The following is an 11,969-nucleotide window of genomic DNA, read 5'->3' as shown; positions in this document are numbered from 1 at the left end:
TACTCGCCTCAAAGCCACATGAAAATAAAATGCAAATATATCAGTAACTTGAAATAATAACTAAGGTGATTGGAAGGAAAAGTACATCACTATATGGATTAAACGTCAGCAATCAATGAAAAAGAAAAATCACGAATAATTTAGAGGGAAATGATAACAAGCGGCGATTTTTAATAATCGGAGGAGGTAATAAGAGGATTTAAAAGATAAAAAAAAGCCTCGTCTTTCGACGAGGCTTTCTAATGGTGGTCGGTGAAGAGGGATTCGAACCCCCGACCCTCTGGTCCCAAACCAGATGCGCTACCAAGCTGCGCTATTCACCGACAATCGTTTTAGGCTTAAAGCCAAGGGAGTGAAACACTACCTAAATATGGGGTGGCTAACGGGGCTTGAACCCGCGACAACCGGAATCACAATCCGGGACTCTACCAACTGAGCTATAGCCACCATTGTTAGTGGTCGGTGAAGAGGGATTCGAACCCCCGACCCTCTGGTCCCAAACCAGATGCGCTACCAAGCTGCGCTATTCACCGACTAAATCTTGCTTTTTAAAGGCTATCGCCTGAGAACACTGATTTAACAATCAATCTTCTAAAATATGGGGTGGCTAACGGGGCTTGAACCCGCGACAACCGGAATCACAATCCGGGACTCTACCAACTGAGCTATAGCCACCATTGTTTCTATTTTACCAATTTTTTATACCGGATGGTGCGCCTGAAAGGATTCGAACCTTCGACCTTTGGCTCCGGAGGCCAACGCTCTATCCAGCTGAGCTACAGGCGCCTTGCCCTGTCGGCGGAGGTGAATATTACGGATCAGGGGAGTATTCGTCTAGTCTTTTTTTTGTTTTTTTTACTGTATGCTTCAATTTTAAACAATTAAGTATTGATTAGCTTCATACAAATACAGCCACTCTGTTTATCACTTTAAATTTAACAGATATAATAACTTGGTTTTTACATTTTAAACATTTTGTAAATAATCACTGCCTAGTCTCAACAGTTCGATTAAAAACAATTCATTATATACGGCTGCGGCAATAGCACATAAATAATTTGGAAGTGTAAGGTGAGCTCAATGGAATTATCTCTTCGACAGTTAATCGTCGCGACAGTAGCAGCATTAACGTTTGCTGGTTCAGTTGCTGCGGCTGATATGTCAGACGACGCTATCGCAGAACGAATTAAACCTGTTGGTTCGGTTTATTTAGAAGGTGATGCCCCTATAGATACAGCTGCAACATCAGGCCCTCGTTCAGGTGATGCCGTTTATGGCACCTTCTGTATCGCCTGTCATGGCTCTGGGGTTTTAAGTGCACCAAAGCTAGGGGATGCGGGCGATTGGAGCCCACGTTTAGCCAAAGGGATGGACGTATTAACAGATCATGCTCTTAACGGCTTTAACGCAATGCCAGCTAAGGGCTCATGTATGGATTGTAGTGACGATGAGATCGTCGCAGCAATCAATCATATGATTGAAGGCTTATAACCCGCGCATTTAAGCTGTTCAAAGATAAACGACACAAACTAAAAAGGTTAGCCTCTCGGCTAACCTTTTTTAATGCATGTATATTATTATTAACTTAATTCTTCTTAAACATAGCAGCCCGCAAGTTCGCAATATGTGATTGCCCTTTTTGCATTCGCTCTTGTTGGGTGACAGGGCGCTTTTCAACATCCCAATGCAGATCATCCTGTGGTAGCTCATACAAGAAACGGCTCGGTTCCGGTTTTATCAACTCACCGTATTGCCGGCGTTCTTTACACAAGGTAAACGTTAACTCTTTTTGAGCCCGCGTAATGCCAACATAAGCTAAACGACGCTCTTCCTCTACGTTACCTTCATCAACACTGGTTTGGTGAGGCAAAATCCCCTCCTCTGCGCCAACAAGGTACACATAGGGGAACTCTAAACCTTTAGATGCATGGAGCGTCATTAATTGTACTTGATCGGCTTCATCATCATCTTCACCACGCTCCATCATGTCTCGTAGCGTTAAACGCTGAACGATCTCTTTTAACGTCTTAACTTCATTGTCATAGTTATCGCCCTCTAAATCCGCGGTCACCCAGCTATACAACTGAGACACGTTTTTCATTCGCATCTCTGCCGCTTTGGGGCTTGGGGAGCTTTCATACAACCAATCTTCATAATGAATATCACGCACTAATTCACGAAGAGCTGCGACAGAATCACCCCGTTCAATATTCTCTGACATTTCAACAATCCAGCGAGTAAAACGCTGCAAGTTCTCTAATCCGCGCCCCGTCAAGTGCTGCTCTAACCCAAGTTCAAAACTAGAAGCAAATAAACTTTTGCCACGCATATTGGCGTAAGTACCCAGCTTTTCTAACGTTACTGGACCGATTTCACGGCGTGGCGTATTCACGATACGTAAGAAAGCATTATCATCATCAAGATTGGTTAACAGGCGAAGGTACGCCATGATATCTTTAATTTCAGAACGAGAGAAAAATGAGGTGCCGCCGGAAATTTTATACGGAATTCGGTTTTGCATTAATGACTTTTCGAACAAGCGCGACTGATGGTTACCACGGTATAAAATCGAATAATCTTTATATCCCGTGTTGTTCAAGAAGCGGTGCGCAATCAATTCGCCGACAACCTTTTCGGCCTCATGATCTTCATTTTTTGCCGTGATCACTTTCAGCATTTCGCCGTCGGGTATTTCAGAAAAAAGTGCTTTTTCAAATAAGTGCGGATTGTTAGCAATCAATATATTGGCAGTACGTAAAATACGGCTGGTTGAGCGGTAATTTTGTTCGAGTTTTATCACACGCAAACTAGGAAAGTCTTTCTGCAATAATCCCAAGTTCTCTGGCTGAGCGCCACGCCATGAATACACCGACTGATCATCATCACCGACCACAGTAAAACGAGAACGCTCACCGACTAACAGTTTCACAAATAAATACTGGCTGGTATTGGTATCTTGATATTCGTCGACCAGTAAGTAACGAATTTTATTTTGCCAACGCTGACGCATTTCTTGATCGTCACGTAGCAGCAATACTGGTAATAAAATTAAATCATCAAAATCTAATGCGTTATACGCTTTCATTTGTCGCTGATACAGCTCATAGCAATGAGCAAATAACTGATCACGCTCTGATTGGGCATAAGCTTGTGCTTCTGCAGCCGACAACATCTCATTTTTCCAATTGGAAATCGCTGACTGTAATAGCTTTAACAGATCTTTATCGCCATCAAGCTCTGCTTCTGTTAATTCTTTTAACAAAGCCATTTGGTCTTGATCATCAAATAACGAAAAATTGGCTTTCAGACCAAGAGCTTTATATTCACGACGAATAATATTTAAGCCCAAAGTGTGAAATGTCGATACCATCAAACCTTTGGCTTCTTTCTTACCCAAAGTTTTCCCAACACGCTCTTTCATTTCACGTGCGGCTTTATTGGTAAAGGTTAAAGCAGCAATGTTGCGAGCTTTATAGTCACAATGCTGAACTAAGTACGCAATTTTATTAGTGATTACACGAGTTTTACCTGATCCAGCGCCAGCCAGAACAAGACATGGCCCAGATATGTATTTCACTGCTTCTGTTTGCCTTGAGTTCAGTTTCATCTGCTTATCCTGTTTCGAATTTTTATCGTGTTAACACCAACAGGCGCATTGTAGCGGGTTCTTACAACTTGTCTATTAAGCCCTCATTGAAGCATTCACGAAACTAAAGGGGGATAAGAAAACACTTGCACAAAATTTTATGCCATTTAAAATAATGAATGAACATTCATTCATTATTTTATTTAACATTGAATACCCCATGAGTAATAAAAAAGAACGTATCTTACTAGCAACAGAAAAACTGCTCGCCGAGTACGGATTTCATGGGCTTTCCATGCAAATGGTTGCCAAAGAAGCTGGGGTCGCTGCGGGGACGATTTATCGTTATTTTGAAGATAAAGATGATCTACTCTACCAACTCCATGATCATATTTTAGGTTATGTTGCGAACAAACTGACACTTAATGTGTCTGATGAAATGCCGTTGAAACAACGATTTCGCACCATGTGGCTAAATATATGGAATATGGCAACACGCGATGATGCACCATTGATCAATCGAGGCCAGTTTGAAAACTTACCTCGCCGCAATAATCACGAACAACGTTTATTAGAAAAAAAAATGTTTGCACAAGTTGATCGCCTCTTTGATGAGGGGAAAGCATGCGGTCAATTTAAAGATCTCGATAATGAAATACTAAGTGTTTTAAGCCTTGAGCCTAGCAGTTGCCTGGCTCGTAAACATATGAAAGGCCTTGTAACTGTCACCGATGAAGCTATCGACGCTACCATCGATGCCTGTTGGGATGCCATAACTAAGCATTAATATTAGCAATTCCGGAGCACACCCTAAAATGAAAAAATGGATAGTGATGCTACTTGTCGCGCTACTGCTGTTCGGCAGTGTGATAGGTTTTAATCTGATTAAGCAGCGAGAAATAGCAAAATACATGGCAAGTATGCCTGAACCTGATTTTCCAGTAACAGTCATAGACGCCAAAGCAGGAAGTTGGGTTCCTGTGATTGACGCTATTGGCTTTATCGAACCCAATCAAGGTGTAATGATATCAACAGAGGCATCTGGTGTTATCGATGATATCGACTTTGAATCTGGCGCAATTGTAAAAGCGGGTCAAAAGCTGATCGCACTTGATTCTGATGTTGAAAATGCCAACTTACAAAGTAGCCAAGCACGCCTTCCTGCTGCAAAAGCAAAGTACATTCGTTATCAAGGTCTTTATAAGAAAGGGTCTATCTCGAAAGAATCTTATGATGATGCTGAAGCGTCTTACTTTTCGCTGGTTGCTGATATAAAAAGCCTAAAAGCAACGATTGATCGTCGTACTATTAAAGCGCCTTTCGATGGTGTTGTTGGCTTACGTAATATTTTCCTTGGTCAATATATTCAGCCAGGAACTGACGTTGTACGTCTAGAAGATACAACCTTAATGAAGTTGCGCTTCACTGTGCCACAAACCGACATATCTGAAATCTATCTTGGTCAAGAAGTCGATATATTTGTTGACGCTTACCCTGAAACACCATTCAGAGGAAAAATCAGTGCCATTGAACCTGCCGTTAACTACCAAAGCGGTCTAGTTCAAATTCAAGCTGATATTCCAAACAACGATGGTCAGTTACGTTCAGGTATGTTTGCTCGCGCTAGTATTATTCTGCCAACGATAGAAAATCAAATCATCCTACCGCAAACAGCCATTACCTTTACGTTATATGGCGATAATGTTTACGTGGTAAATAAAGATGAAAATGGCGACTTACGCGCGCGCCAATCTGTTGTAGAAACAGGTGAACGTGACGGCGCCGTTGTGCACATTTTAAAAGGTGTGAAGGTTGACGATACCATTGTGACTTCAGGTCAGGTTCGTCTAAGTAATGACGCTAAAGTGCATGTTGTTGAAAGCAACGCACTAGAAGCGCCAGCTGAAATACCAATGCTATAATCCGGAGGATTAATGCGCTTTACAGATGTTTTTATTAAGCGTCCTGTTCTGGCGGTATCAATCAGCTTTTTGATTGCTTTGCTTGGCCTGCAAGCTATTTTTAAGATGCAGGTTCGAGAATACCCCGACATGACCAATACCGTAGTAACGGTAACAACCAGTTACTACGGTGCAAGTGCCAATCTTATTCAAGGCTTTATTACTCAGCCTTTAGAACAAGCGATAGCACAAGCCGATAATATCGACTACATGACATCATCCTCAGTGTTAGGTTCTTCAACCATCACTGTCACGATGAAGTTAAACACCGATCCAAATGGTGCACTGGCTGATATTCTAGCGAAAACTAACTCAGTACGATCTCAGCTACCGAAAGAATCTGAAGATCCCACTGTTACCATGTCAACCGGCTCTACAACTGCGGTTATGTACATCGGTTTCACCAGTGATGAGTTAGTATCAAGCCAGATTACCGATTACTTAGAGCGCGTGGTTAATCCACAGCTATTTACAGTAAATGGTGTATCGAAAGTCGACCTATATGGCGGTCTAAAATATGCGCTACGTGTATGGCTAGATCCACCTAAAATGGCCGCTTACAACCTAACAGCCACTGATGTAATGAGCGTATTAAATGCGAACAACTATCAGTCTGCTACGGGTCAAGCGGTTGGCGAATTCGTTCTGTATAACGGTACTGCCGATACACAGGTATCAAATACTGATGAGCTGGCTAAGTTAGTTGTTTCAACGAAAGATGGCCAAGTTATTCGCCTAGGCGATATCGCAAAAGTATCATTAGAAAAAAGCCACGATATTTATCGAGCTTCTGCTAATGGTGAAGAAGCGGTTGTTGCTGCAATAAACGCAGCTCCGAGTGCTAACCCGATCAATATCGCAGCAGATGTACTAACATTATTGCCTGAATTAGAGCGCAATATGCCAAGTAACATCAAAATGAATGTGATGTATGACTCAACCATTGCGATTAACGAATCAATTCAAGAAGTAATCAAAACTATCGCTGAAGCGGCATTGATCGTATTAGTGGTTATTACCTTATTCTTGGGTTCATTCCGTGCTGTTTTAATCCCAATTATTACTATTCCACTATCACTGATTGGTGTTGCTTTGGTGATGCAGATGTTTGGGTTCTCATGGAACCTAATGACATTGCTGGCAATGGTATTAGCAATCGGACTGGTAGTAGATGATGCGATCGTTGTTCTCGAAAACGTCGACCGTCACATTAAGCTAGGTGAGTCACCATTCCGAGCAGCAATCATTGGTACGCGTGAAATCGCAGTTCCGGTTATTGCCATGACGCTGACCTTGGGTGCGGTATATGCTCCTATTGCAATGATGGGTGGTATCACTGGTTCATTGTTTAAAGAGTTTGCTTTAACACTGGCTGGGGCTGTATTTGTCTCAGGTATTATCGCACTAACATTATCGCCGATGATGTGTTCGAAAATGCTAAAAGCAAATGAAAAGCCAAGTAAATTCGAATCAACTGTCCATAGCTTCTTGGACCGCATGACTAACCGCTATGAGAAAATGCTTGGCGGCGTAATGACAATGCGTCCTGTCGTTATCGTATTTGCAGCGATTGTATTAGTAAGTCTACCGTTCCTATTTAAATTCATCCCAAGTGAGCTTGCACCTTCTGAAGATAAAGGTGTATTGATGATGATGGGTACCGCTCCATCAAACGCAAACTTGGATTACATTGAAAATACCATGCAAGAAGTTAACAAAATGCTGAGTGATCAGCCTGAAGTTGCTTATGCCCAAGTATTTTCTGGTGTACCAAGTTCAAACCAAGCCTTTGGTATTGCATCAATGGTACCGTGGAGTGAACGAGAAGCGAGCCAAGCAGAAGTTGTTAAGCGCGTTACTGATTTGGTGAAAGACGTTCCTGAAATGGCAGTAACAGCCTTCCAAATGCCTGAACTACCAGGTGCTGGTTCTGGCTTACCGATTCAGTTCGTAATCACAACACCAAACCAGTTTGAAAGTTTATTCCAAGTAACAACTGATATTTTAACTGCAGTTAAAAACAATCCAATGTTCGTGTATTCGGATTTGGATTTGAACTATGACTCTGCAACCATGAAAATCAGTATTGATAAAGACAAGGCCGGTGCTTACGGCGTCACCATGCAAGATATTGGTATGACGTTAAGTACAATGATGGCAGACGGTTATGTAAACCGTATTGACCTGAATGGTCGTTCTTATGAGGTTATCCCTCAGGTGGAACGTAAATATCGCCTAAACCCTGAGTCAATCAAAGGCTATTACGTCCGTGCTGCGGATGGAAAAGCGATTCCTCTTGGTAGCTTAATTACGATTGATGTTGTGGCTGAACCTCGTGCACTGCCTCACTTCAATCAGCTTAACTCTGCCACTATTGGTGCTGTACCTGCACCAGGAACGGCAATGGGTGATGCGATTAACTGGTTCCAAACAGAAGCTGTAGATAAATTACCATCAGGCTATCAGTATGACTTTATGGGTGAAGCGCGTCAGTATGTAACTGAAGGTAGTGCTTTATACATGACGTTTGCACTGGCACTCGCCATTATCTACTTAGTGCTGGCGATTCAATTCGAATCTTTGCGTGATCCACTCGTTATTCTGGTATCGGTACCACTTGCGATTTGTGGCGCATTGATCGCCCTTTCGTGGGGGGCTGCATCAATGAATATCTACTCTCAGGTAGGGTTAATCACACTCATAGGTTTGATTACCAAGCACGGTATTCTTATCTGTGAAGTTGCCAAAGAAGAGCAGTTACTGCATCAGAAAAATCGCATGGAAGCAGTTATGGAAGCAGCGAAGGTTCGTCTTCGTCCAATCCTAATGACAACTGCAGCGATGATCGCAGGTCTTATCCCGCTGCTTTATGCTTCGGGAGCTGGTGCTGCGCAACGCTTTAGTATTGGTATCGTAATTGTTTCAGGTCTAGCAATCGGTACAATATTTACCTTATTCGTATTACCCGTGATTTATACTTACTTAGCAAGTATTCACAAACCTTTACCTACCTTTATGGAGGATAAGGATTTGGAAAAGTTAAAGCGGGCTGACGAAGCAAGAAATGCTTTGAAAGCTCGTGATTGCTAACTAAATAAATATCGATTCAGAGGCCGCCATTGTGCGGCCTCTTTTATTTTCACGATTCAACGACGACAATTGCGCTACGATTGAATAAAATAAGCACAACAAACTCTAACCCGTGACGGAGCTACTAAAGCTATGTTTGATCCAAAAAAGCTTGAGCAAGTTGCTAAGCAGATCCAAGAATCAATGCCTCAGCCAGTAAAAGAATTAGGCGTTGATATAGAACAAAAAGTTCGCCAGGTAATTCAAGCACAACTTGGTAAATTAGATGTGGTTAACCGTGAAGAATTTGATGTGCAAACTCAAGTTTTATTACGTACTCGCCAAAAGCTCACTGAGTTAGAAAAGAAAATGGCAGAACTTGAAGAAAAACTTACAACCAAATCTAAAAGCGAAGATTAATAATCACGGTTTATAGAATGGTTGATGGTCAATAAACAAATAAAAAGCCCAGCACGGTTATGTGCTGGGCTTCTTTTTGTCTGTGTACTTATCGGAGATTAATCACCAACAGCAATACGCTTCATGTCTGTCATGTAACCACGTAATTCTTGGCCAACCCACTCAACAGGGTGGCTACGTAATGTCTCATTCACAACAATCAGTGTTTCATTACTAACTTGGTTGCTCACGTTACCCAAACCACGGCCGATAACATCGGTATCAACATCTGCCATGAACTTCTCACGAAGTAGTGGGGTTGCTACGTTAGCAAATAGGTAGTTACCATATTCAGCAGTATCTGAAATTACTACGTTCATTTCATACAGGCGCTTACGTGCCACTGTATTTGCAATCAATGGTAGCTCGTGTAGTGACTCGTAGTAAGCAGACTCTTCAACGATACCTGATGCCGTCATTGCTTCAAATGCAAGTTCAACACCAGCACGAACCATAGCAACCATCAAAATACCGTTATCGAAATACTCTTGCTCTGGAATTTCAACATCAGTTACAGGATAATTTTCGAATGCAGTCTCACCCGTCTCTTCACGCCAGCCCAGTAGGTTAACATCATCGTTAGCCCAATCAGCCATCATAGTGCTAGAAAAGTGCCCTGTAATGATGTCATCCATGTGTTTGTTATACAGTGGACGCATTAGATCTTTAAGTTCTTCAGAAAGCTCAAACGCTTTCACTTTTGCAGGGTTTGATAAGCGATCCATCATGTGTGTAATACCACCAAACTTCAGTGCTTCAGTGATCGTTTCCCAACCATACTGTAGAAGCTTACCGGCGTAACCTGCATCGATACCATCAGCAATCATTTTCTCGTAACAAACGATTGAACCTGCTTGTAGCATGCCACACAAAATTGTTTGCTCACCCATAAGGTCAGATTTAACTTCGGCAACAAATGATGATTCTAATACGCCAGCACGGTGACCACCAGTTGCAGCAGCCCAAGCTTTAGCTATTTCTTGACCATCACCTTTTGGATCATTCTCTGGGTGAACGGCAATAAGCGTTGGAACACCAAAGCCACGCTTATATTCTTCACGTACTTCAGTACCTGGACACTTGGGTGCAACCATTACAACAGTGATATCTTTACGAATCTGCATGCCTTCTTCAACAATGTTGAAGCCATGCGAATAACCAAGGGCAGATCCTTCTTTCATCAGTGGCATTACCGTTTCAACCACATTCGAGTGCTGCTTATCAGGCGTTAGGTTAACCACTAAGTCTGCAATTGGGATTAACTGTTCGTAGCTACCTACATCAAAGCCATTTTCTTTCGCATTCTTGTACGACTGACGTTGCTCATCAATCGCCGCTTGACGTAACGCATAAGAAACATCAAGACCAGAATCTCGCATATTTAGGCCCTGATTTAGGCCCTGCGCACCACAACCAACAATAACTACTTTTTTGCCTTTCAGGTAGTCAGCCTCTGTTGCAAACTCATTACGATCCATAAAACGACAACGACCTAGTTGTTCTAACTGCTGACGTAAGTTTAAGGTATTGAAATAATTAGCCATGGTGACACTCTCCGTGAATTCTGCTCTTTAGGTCGACACTCTCTTGTCGAATAACCTGATAGTAGATCAGGTGTTTCATTGCGCAAAGTGATATATTCACAATAAGTAATTGCAAAAAATGCAACGAGACTAATGAACATAAAAAACTTACAGTTATTCCTCCATTTGTGTGATTCAAAAAGCTTTAGTAAAACCGCACAGAAGATGCATATAAGCCCTTCAGCGCTAAGCCGAATCATTCAACGATTAGAAGATGACATTAACCAAACTTTATTTGTACGCGATAACCGAAGTGTAGAATTAACATCAGCAGGAAGAAAACTATTACCTGTAGCATCTTCAATCGTGACTAGCTGGATAGAATTAAAAGCAGAATTAAAAGACGAGACCCATTTACTTCAAGGTAAGTTAAAAATGTTTTGTTCTGTCACTGCAAGCTATAGCCATTTACCAGGTATTCTCAACGAATTTCGTCTTACCTACCCACAAATAGAAATTCAATTACGCACTGGTGATCCGGCTGAAGCGATAGATAAAGTCATCTCTGGTGAAGTTGATATTGCCATTGCAGCAAAACCAGAGATTATGCCATCAAAGCTAACTTATATAGAGCTTGACCAAGTACAGATGTCAGTCATAAGTCCACTTATAGCACCACCTGCAATTCAAAAATACCTAACAGGCGATCCTGATTGGCAATCACTCCCTTTTATCTTACCGGAATCAGGGCCCGCTCGATCTCGTGCAGATAAATGGTTTAAAACAAAAAAAATTCAACCATCTATCTATGCGCAAATATCAGGGCATGAAGCAATTGTCAGCATGGTTGCGCTTGGATGTGGGATAGGTATTGCACCAGACGTCGTCATCAACAACAGTCCAATGAGCAATAAAGTACAAAGGCTAACCCATGAATCAATTGAGCCTTTAAGCTTAGGCTTGTGCTGTAAACAGTCACGAGAAAAAGAGCCTTTACTACATGCTCTATTACAGCTTTTTTAGAATCATCGTGGCGAATTTAACTTCAATACTTTTCTACAGACGAAAAAAAGCCCTAATCTTTCGATTAGGGCTTCTTCAATAATGGCGGAGTGGACGGGACTCGAACCCGCGACCCCCGGCGTGACAGGCCGGTATTCTAACCAACTGAACTACCACTCCGCAGTGTCTATTCAGCATAATGCTATTACTTAACATAAAACGAGTTACCGTGTTATGTTTGCCTTCATCTTTTAAAAAGAAGAAAACGAATTGGGCGCCTGGCGATGCCCTACTCTCACATGGGGAGACCCCACACTACCATCGGCGCAACTGCGTTTCACTTCTGAGTTCGGCATGGGATCAGGTGGA

The 11,969-nt window shown here is 42.1% G+C and carries 8 protein-coding genes, 6 tRNA genes and 1 rRNA gene; 6 read left to right on the top strand and 9 right to left on the bottom strand.

The genetic code is table 11. The features are described 5' to 3' along the window. Positions 1–246: 246 nt before the first annotated feature. The 5 genes from C9J12_RS06245 to C9J12_RS06225 all read right to left on the bottom strand — a co-directional run bounded on the left by C9J12_RS06245 (position 247) and on the right by C9J12_RS06225 (position 786). Positions 247–323 (bottom strand) — tRNA-Pro (locus C9J12_RS06245). Between the two features lie 48 nt (positions 324–371). Beyond that, a tRNA-His gene (locus tag C9J12_RS06240) sits at positions 372–447 on the bottom strand. A 9-nt stretch (positions 448–456) separates the two neighbouring features. Beyond that, positions 457–533: transfer RNA gene (locus tag C9J12_RS06235), tRNA-Pro, on the bottom strand. A gap of 66 nt (positions 534–599) precedes the next feature. Continuing rightward, a tRNA-His gene (locus tag C9J12_RS06230) sits at positions 600–675 on the bottom strand. A gap of 34 nt (positions 676–709) precedes the next feature. Beyond that, positions 710–786, bottom strand: a tRNA-Arg gene (locus C9J12_RS06225). A gap of 294 nt (positions 787–1,080) precedes the next feature. Here C9J12_RS06225 and C9J12_RS06220 point away from each other — a divergent pair. After that, positions 1,081–1,491 carry a c-type cytochrome gene (locus C9J12_RS06220; protein WP_107241936.1) on the top strand — a complete coding sequence of 137 codons (411 nt, stop codon included), beginning with the start codon at positions 1,081–1,083 and terminating at the stop codon, positions 1,489–1,491. 94 nt (positions 1,492–1,585) lie between these two features. Here C9J12_RS06220 and rep read toward each other — a convergent pair whose 3' ends face one another. Next, the gene (rep, locus tag C9J12_RS06215; RefSeq protein ID WP_107241935.1) at positions 1,586–3,607 is read right to left on the bottom strand and encodes a DNA helicase Rep; all 2,022 of its coding nucleotides are present in this window, start codon (positions 3,605–3,607) and stop codon (positions 1,586–1,588) included. Between the two features lie 199 nt (positions 3,608–3,806). Between rep and C9J12_RS06210 the strand changes: the two genes are divergently transcribed. The 4 genes from C9J12_RS06210 to ubiK all read left to right on the top strand — a co-directional run bounded on the left by C9J12_RS06210 (position 3,807) and on the right by ubiK (position 9,036). Next, positions 3,807–4,373, top strand: a complete 567-nt coding sequence (locus C9J12_RS06210) for a TetR/AcrR family transcriptional regulator (RefSeq protein ID WP_227876292.1) — start codon at positions 3,807–3,809, stop codon at positions 4,371–4,373. 28 nt (positions 4,374–4,401) lie between these two features. Next, on the top strand, positions 4,402–5,508 hold the full coding sequence (locus C9J12_RS06205) for an efflux RND transporter periplasmic adaptor subunit (protein WP_107241934.1): 1,107 nt from the start codon (positions 4,402–4,404) through the stop codon (positions 5,506–5,508). A 12-nt stretch (positions 5,509–5,520) separates the two neighbouring features. Then, positions 5,521–8,637, top strand: coding sequence for a multidrug efflux RND transporter permease subunit (locus tag C9J12_RS06200; RefSeq protein ID WP_107241933.1), 3,117 nt, complete (start codon positions 5,521–5,523; stop codon positions 8,635–8,637). 132 nt (positions 8,638–8,769) lie between these two features. Then, the gene (ubiK, locus tag C9J12_RS06195) at positions 8,770–9,036 is read left to right on the top strand and encodes a ubiquinone biosynthesis accessory factor UbiK (RefSeq protein ID WP_006233321.1); all 267 of its coding nucleotides are present in this window, start codon (positions 8,770–8,772) and stop codon (positions 9,034–9,036) included. 98 nt (positions 9,037–9,134) lie between these two features. Here the strand turns inward: ubiK and ilvC are convergent, their stop codons facing one another. Continuing rightward, a complete protein-coding gene (gene ilvC / locus C9J12_RS06190) occupies positions 9,135–10,619 on the bottom strand; it encodes a ketol-acid reductoisomerase (protein WP_107241932.1) in 1,485 nt (494 codons plus the stop codon). 132 nt (positions 10,620–10,751) lie between these two features. On the opposite strand from ilvC, the gene ilvY reads away from it, so the two are divergent. Next, entirely contained in the window at positions 10,752–11,621 is an 870-nt protein-coding gene (ilvY, locus tag C9J12_RS06185) for an HTH-type transcriptional activator IlvY (protein ID WP_107241931.1), read from the top strand. Between the two features lie 82 nt (positions 11,622–11,703). On the opposite strand, the gene C9J12_RS06180 is transcribed toward ilvY, so the two are convergent. Continuing rightward, positions 11,704–11,780, bottom strand: a tRNA-Asp gene (locus tag C9J12_RS06180). A gap of 96 nt (positions 11,781–11,876) precedes the next feature. Further along, a 5S ribosomal RNA gene (rrf, locus tag C9J12_RS06175) occupies positions 11,877–11,969 on the bottom strand; the annotation flags it as partial.

It is taken from the genome of Photobacterium frigidiphilum (assembly GCF_003025615.1).
In the GTDB taxonomy this organism is placed as follows: Bacteria; Pseudomonadota; Gammaproteobacteria; order Enterobacterales; family Vibrionaceae; genus Photobacterium; species Photobacterium frigidiphilum.
This window is presented reverse-complemented; position numbering and strand designations above follow the sequence as displayed.